We start from the raw sequence: 15,668 nt of genomic DNA on the forward strand, positions 1-15,668 counted from the left end.
CAATTGGTAATAGATTGGTCACGTTTGAAGTGAATTTTTCATAAATTCCCCCAATATCGGCAGCAGCATGATCGTTTTGGCGGGGTGCGTATTGTTTTCGTTATTTAAAACGAAGCATCGGATGTTCAGGAAAGTTTCATCAGGCATGCTGTCCAATGAGCCTGTGAAGACTTCATAAAGATAATAAAAATGCTTGGAGACAGATACTCCAAGCATTTTTTTAGCAATTTCTAAATACCCATAAAATAAACGACCGTCATAAGCGGACATATTCCGCTTATTGAGGAATTCTGCACGAAATATCGAGTAATAGACAGAAATATTCCGTCTATTTACTCTAAAAGCTTTAAAATGGACCACTTTGGCTTGCCTTAAACGGAAAAATTCCGCTTATTCCCCCTGAACCTAGCCCTATTTTGCACGATAACAGGAAAAACTCCGCTTATTAAAAAGAGGACACTCAAGGTGAAGGATAAATTTTCTGCCTCTCAACACAAACCCGCTGTTAGGCCGTTCACTGCCTCTTCACATACAACACCCTATACCCACCATCATCATCTTCCTCCATGGAAATCCCGCGCCAGTCTTCATCCAATAAAGCCTGCTGGCCCTCGACATCCCCCATGGGAACTCTGGCAATCTCGGAGATCTCTCCCCCCTGGCCCTCTCCAACAAGTGACTTGATGAATATATAGCGCAATTGATCGACGTACTTGATCTTAAGGGCAGCAATCTCCATTCCCTGCTTGAACTTATCTTTTAAACTGGGAATATTAAAGGGAGCGACGGTGCACGCCACATAGGTGAACCTTTGATCCAGCTCCCCCAGCTCCTGCATGATCAGATGAGCCAGTGTTTGCTGGAGCCGGTTGCCTCTGTAATCAGGGTGTACATTCGAAATTTCCTGATAGATGACCCGTGGCAGTTCCTCTGCCTCGAGTCCAACATCCAGCCCCAGATGCTCTTCATCAATAGGGGGGACTAACAAGGCGCGGAATGCGATTAATCCCTTCTCTGTAAAGGCGCCGATCATCAGTCCGTTTCCGGTTAGTATATAGTCCAATTCCTCATACGTCAGGGGCTGCAGGTTCTTTTTTTCTGTCAACGTATCCACCACAAGCTCCTGCAGCTGCTGTAATTGGCTCATATGTTCTTTAGTTAACAAACGGACATTGTATGATTCATTATTTTTATCAAGAAATCCCTCGAATAGATGATCCATGATTCCATGCTCCTTACTCTACGATACTCTTAAACTCCGTCAGCTCTTCCAGAATATCTTTATCTACTGTAACACCGAGGCCCGCTTTGTCCGATAGTCGGATAAATGGGACGTCATAATGCAGTTCTCCGATGTCCTGTGAAAATTTAATCGGACCCGTCAATTCTACACTAGTGATGACCTTTTTGGAAAAAGCCACGTGGAATCCGGCTGCTGATGCAATCGAGGACTCCACCATCGAACCGACCTGGCATTCCATCCCGGCCATCTCAGCCATGTGGGCAAGTTTCACTGCCGGGTAGATCCCGCCGCTTTTCATCAACTTGATATTCACTTTATCCGCTGCCTGCTTCCGGATGATTTCACGCATGTCACGTACGCCCTTCAGCCCTTCATCGATCATGAGGGGGATATCTGTCCTGGATTTGATCCGGACCATCCCATCTAGATCATCTGCCAAAACGGGCTGCTCCAGCCAATCGATGTTCAGCCCTTGAAGATGCCCTAGTGCCTTCAATGTCTGACTGCTGTTCTTCCAGCCCTGATTCACATCCACACGGATCGGCACGTCCACCCCGACACGTTCCCTCACCTTCCGGATTCTTTCAATATCCTGTTCGATATCGGTTCCAACCTTCATTTTAAACGATTGAAAACCTTCCTCGATCATATTGGCCGCTTCGTCTGCCATCATGTCCGGTTCTGTTATGCTGAGGACATGGGTAATCTGGAATTCGTCATGATACCGGCCGCCGAGCAGTTGATAAACGGGTTGATTCACTTTTTTTCCAATGACATCATAGCAAGCAATATCGATGGCCGCTTTAGCTGTCGCGGCATTGTAAATGGCTTTATCCATCAGCTCATGAATTCGTTCAATATGAAACGGATTCTCTCCAATCAGTTTCGGGGCGAGGGTGTGCTGAAGTACTTGAAATGTACTCTCCCACGTTTCGCCTGTCACATGTTCATCCGCCACCGCTTCACCGTATCCAATGATTCCTTCGTCCGTCTCCATTTCCAAAATGATTGAAGGCATATCCTCATAGGTATGGTAACTGATGATAAAAGGCTGTTTCAGTGGTAATCGAATGGCATACAGATTGATTTTTTTTATGATCATATGTTAAACACTCCTTAAACTAACAAATTTTCTTTCCACTTGGTATAATGTCGTTATATAGTCGTTAATTCAGAAAGGAGATTGTCATGAAAACGAAAATCGCCCTGATCGGGTCCAGGGAGTTCATCGAACGTGCCTTGACGTCCATCCCTTATGACTTGAACAGTATCGAACTGGTTCCCTATATGTACGATGAACCTCAGGAAGCAAGCAAGCTTATGAAAGACCTCACGCCTTGTGATGCCGTATTGTTTTCCGGAGCACTGCCTTACTTTTTTTCACAACAAGAATGCCGCACACTATCTGTCCCGGTCCTTTACCTGGAACAGGATGAAACAGCCCTTGTGACATCACTGCTATATATCCTGCACCATCATCAGATTGAACCAGACCGTGTCTCCATCGATTTGATGGATTGTTCTCTCATCGATCACGCCCAGTCAGACTTACACCTCAAGAACCCGCCCCGAAATGTGATGGATTATAAAGACAGCCTGCCCCATACCTTTAACATCAATGACTATACAGAATTCCACCACCAATTATTTCAAGAAGGTAAAACGGAGTTGGCTTTAACGAGCATCCATGCGGTTTATGACCGGCTTGTCGAGTTGCATATCCCTTGCATGAGAATGATTGATCCTGCCAAGTCGCTCATACGTGCCATTGATGAAGCTTATTCCCAATCCCTTCTTTCTAAACGAAAAGCAGCCACAATCGCTGCTGTCCGACTTTCCGTTCAAAATTGGGAAGGTGAACATGAACGTCTCCATGAAATCGCCCGCTTGATGAACGGAACACTCCAAGAAAATAAGGATGATGCTTCCTACACAATCTACAGCAATAGGGGAAGCATCGAACATTTTCTGGAAAGCACCGGCTTCCTTGAACACCCTATTCTTGCAGGCTTCGGATACGGTCATACAGCAGCGGAGGCAGAGGCAAACGCACAGACCGCGTTGGTATTTGCCAGAAAGGTTGATCCTGATGGCTGCGCTTTTATTCTAAATGAGGAAAAAGAGTTGTCAGGACCTTACCCTGATAAAAGCAAGAAACAGCATCTGAAAAATGATACTCCAGAAATGCTGTCCCTTGCCAAACAATTAAAATTAAGTCCATCGAATTTATCTAAAATCATTCAATTCTACAAATCCCGTTCATCCCGTGATTTCACTGCGGCAGAGCTTTCTGACTACATGCAAATCACACGGCGCTCCACAGAACGAATCTTGAAGAAGCTGGTCGACAATGGTTCAGCCAAGATCATTGGAGAAGAAATGACCTATGCACAAGGAAGGCCGCGCGCCATTTATGAACTGACCTTCCCTATTTATTGACCGGGTCAGGAGGAAAGTGTGGCATCCTCCTGCTCCATTGCCTTCATTTCCGTTTCACTCAGCTTGGTAATGGTGAAGCCCGTAAAGGCATAGATGATGGAGATGATCGGCACGATAAAATTCAACACCGCATATGGCGCATAGTCAAATGCATGGACCCCGAGCGTTCCTAGAATAAAGACCCCGCATGTATTCCATGGGATGAAGACCGATGTCAACGTCCCCCCGTCTTCAAGGGCACGGGACAGGTTCTTTGAATGCAGTCCTTTTTCCTTATAGGCATCTGCATACATCCTTGAAGGCACCACGACAGAAATATACTGTTCAGAGCATGATGCATTTGTGGCAAAACAAGACACCACAGTGGAAGCCACCAGGCCTTTCGCTGTTTTAGTCACCTTAAGGATCTGGTTGACGATGGAACGAAGCATACCTGTGTGCTCCAAGATCCCCCCGAAGGTCATCGCGACGATCGTCATCGAGACCGTGTACATCATGGAATCAAGTCCTCCCCGTGTAAACAGGTCGTCGACCATCGTATTGCCCGTCTCGATTACGTATCCGCTTTGAAGAGCAGAAACAGCATCCGCAAACGAATCATGCTGAATGAATACCTGTGCCCCAAACCCAAGAATGATCCCCACGATCAGGGCAGGGATGGCCGGAACTTTCCGGGCAACGAGCACAATGACAAGCAGTGGTACAATCAGTAAAAATGGTGAGACAACAAAGCTGTCCTGCAGTACCCCGATCGTTTTTTCAATGTCCTCGGTATTGACGCCGCTTTTTCCAAAGTTCCTTCCTAAATAAGCATATACAGCCAGGGCAATCACAAAGCCCGGGATCGTCGTGTAAAGCATATGGCGAATATGTACAAAAAGATCCGTGTTGGTCAGTCCCGAAGCCAGGTTCGTTGTATCTGAGAGCGGCGACATCTTATCACCGAAATAAGCCCCGGAGATAATGGCACCCGCAATCATCGGAGCCGGAATCCCCATACTAATGCCGATTCCCATGCCTGCAACACCGATGGTCCCCATTGTGGACCAGGAACTTCCGATCGCAAGCGACACAACCGCACAGATCACAGCAATCGATAATAGGAAAAGCGAAGGTGTGATCATCTTCAGACCATAATAGATCATCGTCGCCACGACTCCGCCGCCGATCCACGCACCGATCGTCAATCCCACAAGCATGATGATGACGACGGCAGGTAAAGCAAGACGAATCCCCTTATACATCGCTTCCTCTATATCCTTCCACTTGAACCCCGAAAACCAGGCGACAAGTGCAGCCGTGACTGTACCAATGATCAGAGGAATGTGCGGCCCCTGCTCCAAAACCACGATTGTAATGGCCATTACCGTAATCATGACAATCAATGGTATGATTGCCAGCCAAAAAGACATTTCTTTCTTCATCCAAATTCCCCCTTGAAAGCACTCAGTTTTTTGACTATTGCTAATTGTCGTTAAATAGTCGCTATATGAGTATCATAAGGGCAGAAGTTGGAGTCGTCAATCCGTTTTTGGTACCGTTTACAATCAAGATGATGCTTTTTTTAACGTCTCAGCCAATATTTTTGCCGCTTGATTCAGCGAAGAAACATTAAACGTCATGTCCGGATGATGCAGCCCGGGAGTCAAATCCGCACCGACCCCGATCATCGCCGCTTTTACTTCCGGATGCTTGATTGTGTAAAAATGAAAATCATCACTGCCCGATGTAATGACCGGCGGAGCCAATGCTTCTTCACCCGCGATGGATACAATCGCTTCCCTGGTGATGCTCTCAGCTTCTGCAGACACTTCCGCTCCAGGTGTATAGTCTGTCCATTCATATTCAATCGTGACTCCGTACAGCTTGGCAATCCAATCGACCCCTTCATTAAGACGACTCTGTATCTCTTCCATCACCTCATTCTTCTGGGCACGTACATCGATGGCAAACTCCCCATTCCCCGGAATGATGTTTAAATTCTCCCCTCCTGCAGCGAGCTTTGTCAGTTTGGCAGAATATGATTCAAATGGAGACAAATAGATCGTTTTTAATAAGGAATGGATGCTCATCAACACATCGATGCTATTCTTCCCCTGGTGAGGTCTCGCACCATGGGCATCAACACCCTTAATTTTTCCTTCCATGTAAATGCCTGCCCCGTGATGAACCGAAGGCGAAAAGGAACCGTGATTTAACTCTTCTTTCGGTCGCAAATGAACCCCGAATAAATACCGGACGTCCTCAAGTGCCCCTTTCTCAATCATGGTCAGCGAGCCATTCCCCTTCTCCTCTGCAGGTTGAAAAATGAAACGGATCCGCTTATCCTTTGGAGGGTCCTGAAGGCAATAAAGAAGCGCTCCGAGAACCATCACCATATTGGCATCATGACCACAGGAATGATTCGCCTGCATCACCCCGTCCACCTCTTGCCACAAGGCATCGATATCCGCGCGCACAGCCGTCACTTCATCCCCTTCCCCTATTTCAGCAATCAACCCTGTTACATCAGAAAATCTCCTGTAGCTTACATTCAGTTCATCCAAAATTGCTGCAATCTTATTCGTTGTTTCATATTCCTTCCAGCTCATTTCAGGGTGAGTGTGGAAATGAGTGAACCAGTCTAATATCTGTTTTTCAACATTCATACCCATTCTCCTTTCATTTCTTTTTCACTTTGTATTCTGAGATGGGGAGGGGAATTCCTGCTTTTGTTCAAAAAGCATGGGCCTGCACTATTACTTACGACCTTTTAATTGTCTATCACTATTTCCCCTTCTCCTTGAGGTATTTCAAAACCATTAAGATATGACACTAAAAGCTCTTCTGAAATCGGGAAGGAATTTGCATCAAAACGCTGGTTACGTACCTTAAGTCTTTCACGCAAATCATGTTCTTGAACCTTCAAATAAACCAGTATCCATTTACCGCCGGAATCCTCGATCAGTTTTTTATATCGATTCCTTCTCCCACGGTCCCAAAAACTAAAGTCAATCACCACCTGTTGTTTATCGTGGATTAACTTTATTAAACGGTTGCGTAATGTTACTTCTGCATCTTTTCTATATTCCTCAAACTTTTCCATTGGGAAATCAATCCCCCAACGACCATTCGTTGACCATATTTCTTCATCGATTGAAAGACGAACAAGTCCAGATCGCTCCAATATTTGTGAAAAAGTCGTTTTACCGGAACCCGCCACACCACACATCATGACCACTAATGTGGTTACATCATTTCGTTCACGGTAAATCAGGTCAAAATTAAACGTATCAAACATTTGTGAGCCCCCATTTCAACAGGATCTGCCTAAACTAAATCGCTTATCAATGCCCTATTCGTCTTCACCAAATGCTCCGGAAGATCCTTTCGAATGCTCTTCAACCCAAAATGAAATGTCTCCGGTTTATCTTCAAGCAGGCAATCATGAAACGTAACATCTTTATTCGTAAGACTGCAAACTAACTCCTCAACGAATTGAGCCTGTTTTATCATGTCAACCGAACGATTTGGCACCTCATTTGGATTATTCTTTAGCAAATAAACACTAGATTCTTTATATGTAAGTTTAGCATACTACCAGTTCACCATTAGAAAAAATTGTAAAAACTTTTTTAATAACCCAAGTTTAGGGTGCAAAAATATAGTGGTACTATTTGTTAACATAAAGAGCAAGGATGAGCTCATATACAGTAATGTGATTTGATGCTTTTTTCTCCGGATTTCATACGTAAAGAAAAGTAAGAGCCCTCCCCGCTTGGGTCGAACCAGCCCTATATGTGGCGAGTTTATAAGCGGAAATTTTCCGGTTATCATCAGCTCGGACCTTGTTTTTGGGTTAGATAGGCGGAGGATTTCCGCTTATGCACAGAAAAATTCAACCATATTTGTATTTTCAGGTGAATAGACGGAATTCTGAGACCGTCGATTAACTACTTTTAATAAATGCTCCATATTTTAGACAAATAAAAATTTAAAATTTCGTTAGGTTTCAATGATCAATTTAGTATTACCCAGAGTATCTTGACCCCCTTTTTTAGCCTTAACTGTCTGAAAATCGATTTAAATGCGTCTCAAGGGGATTTTTGTAAACGATCGTGACTCTCTAGTGCATTAAAATAGCAGTTGAGATTCAGTGAGGTCAAGTAAAAGTTTCACATTTTAATTAATCGACAGTCTCATTCTTCCGGCTATTTTGGCTATTTTTAATAGTAATGACTAATTAAGCGGAATTTTTCCGACTATTTATCAGCTCTGGTACTTAGCCTGATCTTCCAAACAGCTGCGAAAACCCTGTAATACCCAATAAAAAAATGAAAGGAGCAGGGATCATCCCGCTCCTTTCATTTAATTTGACACTTTCGATTTCTCCCCCACCATTACCGTCAAACTAATCAACGTCACCAAAATGGTTGCACCCATATCAGACAGGATGGCAATCCATAGTGTCAGTAACCCTGGAATGGTCAGGAGTAACGCAATCAGTTTTAACCCCAATGCCAGGGAAATGTTGATTTTAATGATATTATTGACCCTTTTCGCAATCTTGATGGCGGAGGGAAGTTTTCCGAGATGATCCTGCATCAGCACGATATCAGCGGTTTCTATGGCACTGTCGGTTCCCTTACCCATGGCGATTCCCAGATCTGCCGTAGCAAGAGCAGGGGCATCGTTGATTCCGTCACCGACCATGGCCACTTTCCCCTGACTTGTGAGCTCTTTTACTTTAGCGACTTTTTCGTCTGGCAGGAGACCTGCATAGTAATTGGTCAATCCTACTTGCTTTGCCACTTTTTCTGCCGTCTTGTCATGGTCTCCCGTCAGCATCACTGCCTGTTTAATGCCGGCAGCATAAAGGTCTTGGATGATTTCCTTACTTTCTTCCCTGATTTCATCCGTGATGCCGAATAATCCAAGAACTTCTGTATCGCTTGAGACGATCACAAGCGTATACCCGTTCTCTTTCAACGCTTGGATTCTTTGCTCGACTTCAGACGGAACGGAGCATTCGAGGCTTTTCTCGTTTCCGACTCTGTAGGTTTTCCCTTCGATCACGGCGGATACCCCTTGACCCGAGATGGTGTTGATCTCTTCAGGTTCCGAGAATGCCTGGTTTATTGCGTCTTCGCTGATTTTTTTCATGACGGCCTTTGCAATCGGATGTGAAGAAGATTTTTCGATTGAACCGGCAATCCGGAAAAAGTTTTCTTGATCGTAGACAGCCATTTCTTCTACATAAGGATGCCCTTTGGTAAGCGTACCCGTTTTATCGAATGCAACGGTATCAATTTTTCCGAGTTGCTCTAGGAACACGCCACCTTTTACAAGGATTCCGTTTTTCGCATTGCGGGCAATTCCGGACACGATGGCGATCGGAGACGACAGGATCAATGCACACGGACAGCCGACAATGAGGACGGCCAGCCCTTGATAGAACCATTCTCCCCAGTCCCCATTGAACAGAAGGGGAGGAACAAGTATCACCAATGCGGACACGATCATGATGATTGGTGTATAATACCGGGCAAATCGATTGATGAATTGTTCTGTCGGAGTCTTGGTTTCCTGGGCCTCTTCGACTAAATGAAGGATTTTCGCAAGGGAAGAATCTTTGTATTCTTTCGAAATTCTTACCTTGAGCACTCCTTCGTTGTTGATGCTACCCCCGAAGACTTTCTCATCCTTTTCCTTTTCCACCGGCATGGCTTCACCGGTTATGGCCGCTTCATTTACTGAACTCTTCCCCGATTCGACAATTCCGTCTGACGGGATTTTCTGACCTGATTTCACAAGGACAAGGTCCCCTGCTTTCAACGAACTGATCGGTACGACCCTTTCCTTGTCCCCTTCAATCAGAATCGCTTCTTTCGGCGCGACCTTCATTAATTCCTCCATGGACTTCCTTGCCTTTTCCATGCCCATTCCTTCAAGCAGTTCATTGACGCCGAATAGAATGGCTACAAGCGTCCCCTCTTTCCATTCTCCTATGGAAAAAGCGCCTATCAAGGCAATGGTCATAAGCGTGTCGATGTTGAATTTGAATTTCAGTATATTCTTTGCTCCCTTGATGAAGGTTGGATATCCGCTTGTCGCAGCTGCCGTCAGATACATGATGACCGGTACCAGATTATCCAACTGCGAATCGACATAGATCGCTGAGAAAAAGATGATGGCTGACATTCCAAGCAGGATCTGCATGTGACTGCTGTTCGTATGCTCGTGGGAATGGTCATGAGCCTCTTCATCCCCATGATCCTTCACGAGGACTGCTCCATCCGATGAGAGGATCTTCTCCACTTTTTGCATATCCACGCCCTTATTCAGGATTAATTTGCTGCTATTATAGAGAATTCTCGATCCTTCTCCATTTTCAAGCTTATTGATTTCCTCTTCCATTTCTCGCGCACAATTTCCGCACGTGAGTCCTTGAAGCTTATATTCGTCCATCTTGAACTCCCCCAGTGTTCCTTAGTGGTGTCTCGCATGGTGCATCGTTTGCTGAAGCATGTTCATGACATGATCATCATCGGCAGAATAGTACAATGTCGTGCCTTCGCGTCTATACTTGACCAGTCGTAAATTTTTCAAAAATCGTAACTGATGAGATACGGTCGTTTGAAGCAGCGACAGCTTTTCAGCAATATCATTAACAGAGTGTTCCTTTTGCGCGAGTAGATGAAGAATCTTTACACGAGTAGGCTCTGACAATGCTTTAAACGTCTGAGTGACGATAAATAACGTTTCTTCATCAATCTCCACACACGGCTCATCTATTTTTTCATCCTGATTATGCCCATTCAGCTCTTCATGATTATTATTCTTTCGCATGTCGACACTCCTATTCTATTTCAATATATGACAATGTGTTCATGTATTCTTATTTATATGATAAAAAAAAGAACATGCCACTGTCAAACAGAAGTTGTTGTTCTTTTCAAACAGGGGGGATATCCGGAAAAAAATCTTTCCATCTAAGTATTCAAGCTTAAGTTATTAGGAATGGAATTATGATTGTCGTCCATACTTAGTAAGTTGATTGGAGCGGAAGGTGCTCGACTCCGACGGGAATAGCGGGAAAGTTGAGACCCCACAGGGCAAAAGCCCGAGGAGGCTCAACTCACGCCCCGCGGAAAGCGAGCACCTGCAGCGGAAATCAACCAGCACTCGCTACCTTTTAATAATCTTCCAATCATTTCTAACGATAGATGAACGTTATGTGACATTGACGTTTATGGATTGTGTTCCATCTCACAATCCTGTTACTATATGAACAGATATCAATATATGATTGATTCTAACACGAAAGGACTTCAATGATATGAAAAATAGATTCTCATTCTTTACGATCATCGTCACCATTGCTGCATTAGTGCTCGGCAACCTGGTCGTAGCGACACATTCGGGTGATGCCTGCGGGAGTGATTGGCCGATCTGTAACGGGAAAATCATCCCGGATATCACCAATTATCGCGTCGTGATTGAATATTCTCACCGGTTATTCACGACACTGCTCGGACTGGTCATTCTGATCAATGCCATCATTGCCTGGAGAAAGACAACCGATAAAGCAGTGAAAGTCATCTCGTTACTATCCCTGGTTCTCTTATTCACTCAGGCGATGATCGGCGGGATGAATGTTCTGCTCGGAACACCAACCGGTTTCACAACACTCGATGTCATGTTCAGCCTCTTCCTATTAATCTCTCTTATTTTCCTTCATGAAGGATTACAAAGAGGAACTGGAAACATGAAGTTGAATGAAGTAAAGAAGCCTTTATTAATCGGATTTTCCGCACTTATGCTCGAGGTGTTAATCGGGGCACTCTTTAAACATTTTCAACTCAGCAAATTACTGTTTGAAGTAAGAAACACGAATGTGGAACTTGCAAATTTCACCTATGTGATCCACGGATTGCTCGGTATGATTGCGTTATTCTTCATTGGATATGCCGTTTTCCTAGCGTTGAGGTTTAACGTCATGAGGAAATCCGCCTTACTCTTGATCCTCCTTTCCATTCTGACAACCTTTGGTGGATTTGTCGTAAAAACAGAAGAACTGAGCCCTATTACATCGTCCGTACACATGATCCTGTCCATTCTGACAGTCGCTTTATTGAGCCGGATGACGGCAGTCAGTTATTTTAATCAGAAGAAGAAAGCCAGGCAGAATTAAGTGCCTGGCTTTTCTTGTGTCTTCGCACCCCCACACGAATCGGGATTGAACCATTGAATTGAGGTATCTTGGCACTCGTGACGTCCCTTACGATATCAATTCTCCAAAATGCTTTCAGTTTGGCTTACCTGCTCAATGTTACGTTTTCTCTTTTTCTCATAGGGTAAATAGTGTGTATCTCATATTCAAAGGGAGTGCAAGATAAATGGGTCGATTCGTTGAAGTAGAGCCACACGTTTCATTATTTGTAGAAGATATCGGAAAAGGGCAGCCGATCGTGTTTATCCACGGATGGCCGTTGAATCATAAAATGTTTGAATATCAAATGAACGAATTACCTCAAAAAGGTTACCGTTTTATTGGAGTGGACTTAAGAGGGCACGGTCAATCAGACAAACCTGTTCATGGATATGATTATACTACTCTTGCAAAGGATATAGACGCAGTCGTCAAAGAACTGAATTTGGAAAGCTTTTTTCTTGCAGGCTTCTCGATGGGTGGACCCATTGCGATCCGTTACGCAACGAAATTTGCGACCGACAGCTTAAAAAGATTGATCTTAATGGGACCAGCTGCACCGCTTTTCACCCAGAGGGACGATTTCCCCTATGGAATAAAAAAAGAAGAAGTAGATGTGCTCATTCGAGACATTGAAAATGACCGACCGGCGACAATAGCTGATATTGGCACTAACTCCTTTCACTCTGAGGTTTCTGATGAACTCTCCGCATGGTTTGATGGACTCGCTCTCGAAGCCTCTGCCCACGCAACCATCGCTTGCGCCAAATCTTTGAGGGATGAAGACCTTCGAAAGGAACTGAGTGACATTGGCGTCCCAACGCTTCTCATGCATGGCAAACATGATCAGACGTGTGATTTTGATTTCTCTGTCGAACTCCACAAACATATAAAGAATTCTTCATTGATTACATTCCAGGAGAGCGGACACAGACTGGTTTATGATGAGAAAGAAAAGTGCAATGAGGAATTGTTGAAGTTAATCCGGTAATTTATTATTCACCAAGTGGCAACAGTTGCAGTCGCTTGGTTATTTTCGTTAAAAAACGTTATGTTAGGTGGTGTAGATATGAATCGCTGGTACTTTCCATTCATAGTGGGGATCATTATATTCTTGTTCTTATTCCTACTTGGGAATTATGAGATGACTTTGATCCTGACATTGAGTGGTGGATTTACACTCGGGTTTTTTCTTATGTATTGGTTTAATCGGGGTAGTGATAAGGGAGCAGGACGTCGTTAGTAAAGGGAGTGAGGGAATATTTGGAAAAATACGCAATAAATTTAAAAATGACGCAATTAACGAAAAAATGACGCAATAAATCTTAAAATGACGCAATCATCGCCGAAAATGACGCAATTAATTCCTCTCCTCCTCTCTCTTCAGGATAATTACGACTAAAGAAGAGCTCCAACCCCATGAGCAAGGTTGGAACTCTTTAGTCTGAACGTACTCTTGAGCCTTTTGCTCTATTAATCAATGATTTTATAACGTTTTCAACTAAACACTTTCCTTTATCGGTCTCTGAATAATCTTCACCTATACTCGATGTCCCAACTCCATCCACTCTTCACCCCACACTTCCCTCAATGTCATCCTGAACAACATGTCCAATTCAGCAATTGGATCAGGAATGTTTTTATTTAACGACTTCGCATATGCTTCCAAATGTTCGATTTCTTTATAAAGAGACTCATTGATGGTATCGATCCTCGTTTCAACAAATATATCTTCTCCCGCTCTCTTCCGTTCTAACAAGTTTGCGATCGAATCTTTCCATTCTCCCGCAGCCACCAGTTCTTCAACCAGCTCTTGAAATTCAATCGGTGGGATCGAATCATATTTCTCAATCCATTTGGCAGCCAGCAGGGGACGAAGTACATTCAAATACTTTTTAACCCTTACTTCCTTTCCCTGAACATAATCCCGGAAATTCCCCTTCGCCATACTTAAATAATGATGCATACAGGAAACGGGGGAAAAGATCTTCTGCTCCAGTTCCCTCATTTGATCAATGGTGGAATAAGACTTGTAGTAGACAATGTTTGATTGGAGCCACTCGAGAAGAGGCGGATTCGATTTCCTGAATAATCTCAGTGCCTTCGTCAGCTCCCAGCCGCTCATATCCAACAGCGGATCAATCGGAAGCGAGACGGAATCTCCCGCCAGAACTTCGATCACATCCCTTTTCTGATCGATGGACAAATACCAGTCTGGTTTATGGATATAAAGGAAGCGGACGTCATAGTCACTGTCTTTAGAGGGAAAGCCCCATGCCCTGCTGCCCGATTCGCAGGCAAATAAAATTTTCACAAAGTGATCGATTTCGATTTGATTGATGACGTCGACGATATGTTCTTTCATGTTTATGACCTCCAGTGGATGAATCTTGTAAGGATAGATTCTATTCTTATAGATCAATCTCCTTTATATAGAGGAAAAATGCAAGTTGAATTCAGAAATCTGTTTGACATTTAATAAACAAAAATATAATATGTTTATAAATAAACAAACAAAATTAAATTAAGTTTAAATAGGACGTGTGAAGAAATGGAACTTTCCAACCTATTTTGGAGCGCCTCTTTGGAAGAAATGAAGAGAGGCTATATTGAAGAAAATGATGCATGTATTTGCCTTATGTGCGGAGAGACCCTTGAAAAAGGCATGGTCTATCCATACGAAAATCAATTTTACCTGGCCGAAAAATATATGGCTGTTCATATTGAAAAGGCGCACACATCTGTATTCGATTATTTGATCGGGATGGATAAAAAGCTAACGGGGCTTACCGATCATCAGAAACGTTTACTGACCCTTTTTTACCAAGGGAAAAACGATAAGGACATTCAGGAAGAACTGGAAATCGGCAGTGCCTCCACCATCCGTCATCACCGGTTTGCATTAAAAGAAAAGGAGCGTCAGGCCAAGACCTTCCTGAGCATGATGGAATTACTGAAAGAAAAAGATGAGAACGCCCCGACGTTTGTACCCGTTCATAAAACCGCCACCATGGTAGACGAACGGTACAATATCACTCAGGACGAACAGGATAAAATATTGAAGAAGTATTTCTCCAACGGGGCATTGACGAAATTCCCCCCTAAGGAAAAGCAAAGGCTGGTCGTCCTTCGTCAGATTTCAAAACAATTGAAGAAAGACGATATGTACGATGAAAAAGAATTGAATCAAATACTTAAAGTAATCTATGACGATTACGCCCTCATCAGAAGATACATGATTGAATACGGCTTACTGGACCGGAAACCTGATGGCAGCAAGTATTGGGTGAAAAAATAAACGGGAGGTCAGAACCATGGAACGAAAACGGGAGTTAAAACAACAGTATAAAGAAACACCGGTTGAAGCTGGTGTCTTTCAAATCACAAACAAGCAAAACAATAAAATCTATATCGGAAGCACGAAGAATCTGAAGACCCTGAACGGGATTAAGTTCATGCTTGAGAACAACGGATTCACCACCAGCAAAGCGTTACAATCCGACTGGAACCAGTTCGGGAAAGATGCTTTTACCTTTGAGCTGCTGGAGAAATTGAAAAAGAATGATGATCCATTCGTTACTGAAAAAGAAGCTCTGGCTGAGCTGGAGGAAAAGTGGTTGGAGAAAATGCAGCCTTATGGGGAACAGGGATATAATTAGAAGTTAGCACTCTTCATATAAAGACAGGTAAGATGAATATCCTACCTGTCTTTTTCTTACAAGTTTTTAAAAATATAGAACCAGCTGCACCATATATAAATTCCAGAGTGAATGAGCGACTATCGCGGGCAGGAAG

16 protein-coding genes are annotated in these 15,668 nt (G+C 43.7%); 6 read left to right on the forward strand and 10 right to left on the reverse strand.

The window, feature by feature from the left end:
* Positions 1-18: 18 nt before the first annotated feature.
* From AC0VXY_RS17100 to AC0VXY_RS17110, 3 genes are all read right to left on the reverse strand, one after another.
* The gene (locus AC0VXY_RS17100) at positions 19-360 is read right to left on the reverse strand and encodes a hypothetical protein (RefSeq protein ID WP_475525984.1); all 342 of its coding nucleotides are present in this window, start codon (positions 358-360) and stop codon (positions 19-21) included.
* A gap of 154 nt (positions 361-514) precedes the next feature.
* Entirely contained in the window at positions 515-1,222 is a 708-nt protein-coding gene (locus AC0VXY_RS17105; RefSeq protein WP_475525985.1) for a GNAT family N-acetyltransferase, read from the reverse strand.
* 13 nt (positions 1,223-1,235) lie between these two features.
* A complete protein-coding gene (locus AC0VXY_RS17110) occupies positions 1,236-2,345 on the reverse strand; it encodes a mandelate racemase/muconate lactonizing enzyme family protein (protein WP_475525986.1) in 1,110 nt (369 codons plus the stop codon).
* Between the two features lie 86 nt (positions 2,346-2,431).
* On the opposite strand from AC0VXY_RS17110, the gene AC0VXY_RS17115 reads away from it, so the two are divergent.
* A complete protein-coding gene (locus AC0VXY_RS17115; RefSeq protein WP_475525987.1) occupies positions 2,432-3,682 on the forward strand; it encodes a transcriptional regulator in 1,251 nt (416 codons plus the stop codon).
* 5 nt (positions 3,683-3,687) lie between these two features.
* On the opposite strand, the gene nhaC is transcribed toward AC0VXY_RS17115, so the two are convergent.
* The 6 genes from nhaC to AC0VXY_RS17145 form a co-directional block, all read right to left on the reverse strand.
* On the reverse strand, positions 3,688-5,106 hold the full coding sequence (gene nhaC, locus AC0VXY_RS17120; RefSeq protein ID WP_475525988.1) for a Na+/H+ antiporter NhaC: 1,419 nt from the start codon (positions 5,104-5,106) through the stop codon (positions 3,688-3,690).
* A gap of 123 nt (positions 5,107-5,229) precedes the next feature.
* Positions 5,230-6,330 carry an amidohydrolase gene (locus AC0VXY_RS17125; protein ID WP_475525989.1) on the reverse strand — a complete coding sequence of 367 codons (1,101 nt, stop codon included), beginning with the start codon at positions 6,328-6,330 and terminating at the stop codon, positions 5,230-5,232.
* A gap of 104 nt (positions 6,331-6,434) precedes the next feature.
* Positions 6,435-6,962: a P-loop nucleotide/nucleoside kinase family protein gene (locus AC0VXY_RS17130; RefSeq protein WP_475525990.1), complete on the reverse strand. Its 528-nt coding sequence runs from the start codon at positions 6,960-6,962 to the stop codon at positions 6,435-6,437.
* 29 nt (positions 6,963-6,991) lie between these two features.
* Complete coding sequence (locus AC0VXY_RS17135; protein WP_475525991.1) at positions 6,992-7,177, reverse strand: hypothetical protein; 186 nt, start codon at positions 7,175-7,177, stop codon at positions 6,992-6,994.
* Positions 7,178-8,029: 852 nt separating this feature from the next.
* A complete protein-coding gene (locus tag AC0VXY_RS17140; protein WP_475525992.1) occupies positions 8,030-10,129 on the reverse strand; it encodes a heavy metal translocating P-type ATPase in 2,100 nt (699 codons plus the stop codon).
* 21 nt (positions 10,130-10,150) lie between these two features.
* Positions 10,151-10,510: an ArsR/SmtB family transcription factor gene (locus AC0VXY_RS17145; protein WP_435989681.1), complete on the reverse strand. Its 360-nt coding sequence runs from the start codon at positions 10,508-10,510 to the stop codon at positions 10,151-10,153.
* Between the two features lie 490 nt (positions 10,511-11,000).
* On the opposite strand from AC0VXY_RS17145, the gene AC0VXY_RS17150 reads away from it, so the two are divergent.
* The 3 genes from AC0VXY_RS17150 (at position 11,001) to AC0VXY_RS17160 (ending at position 13,116) form a co-directional block, all read left to right on the forward strand.
* Entirely contained in the window at positions 11,001-11,855 is an 855-nt protein-coding gene (locus tag AC0VXY_RS17150; RefSeq protein ID WP_475525993.1) for a COX15/CtaA family protein, read from the forward strand.
* Between the two features lie 205 nt (positions 11,856-12,060).
* Positions 12,061-12,864, forward strand: a complete 804-nt coding sequence (locus AC0VXY_RS17155) for an alpha/beta fold hydrolase (RefSeq protein WP_475525994.1) — start codon at positions 12,061-12,063, stop codon at positions 12,862-12,864.
* Between the two features lie 78 nt (positions 12,865-12,942).
* Positions 12,943-13,116: a hypothetical protein gene (locus AC0VXY_RS17160; RefSeq protein ID WP_475525995.1), complete on the forward strand. Its 174-nt coding sequence runs from the start codon at positions 12,943-12,945 to the stop codon at positions 13,114-13,116.
* A gap of 297 nt (positions 13,117-13,413) precedes the next feature.
* On the opposite strand, the gene AC0VXY_RS17165 is transcribed toward AC0VXY_RS17160, so the two are convergent.
* The gene (locus AC0VXY_RS17165) at positions 13,414-14,238 is read right to left on the reverse strand and encodes a nucleotidyltransferase domain-containing protein (RefSeq protein ID WP_475525996.1); all 825 of its coding nucleotides are present in this window, start codon (positions 14,236-14,238) and stop codon (positions 13,414-13,416) included.
* 186 nt (positions 14,239-14,424) lie between these two features.
* Here AC0VXY_RS17165 and AC0VXY_RS17170 point away from each other — a divergent pair, with 186 nt between their 5' ends.
* Together AC0VXY_RS17170 and AC0VXY_RS17175 are read left to right on the forward strand one after the other, a co-directional pair.
* Positions 14,425-15,171 carry a DUF2087 domain-containing protein gene (locus tag AC0VXY_RS17170; protein ID WP_475525997.1) on the forward strand — a complete coding sequence of 249 codons (747 nt, stop codon included), beginning with the start codon at positions 14,425-14,427 and terminating at the stop codon, positions 15,169-15,171.
* A 16-nt stretch (positions 15,172-15,187) separates the two neighbouring features.
* On the forward strand, positions 15,188-15,532 hold the full coding sequence (locus tag AC0VXY_RS17175) for a GIY-YIG nuclease family protein (RefSeq protein ID WP_475525998.1): 345 nt from the start codon (positions 15,188-15,190) through the stop codon (positions 15,530-15,532).
* Positions 15,533-15,668 lie beyond the last annotated feature (136 nt).

Source organism: Rossellomorea sp. QJM3NY_18 (assembly GCF_056173145.1).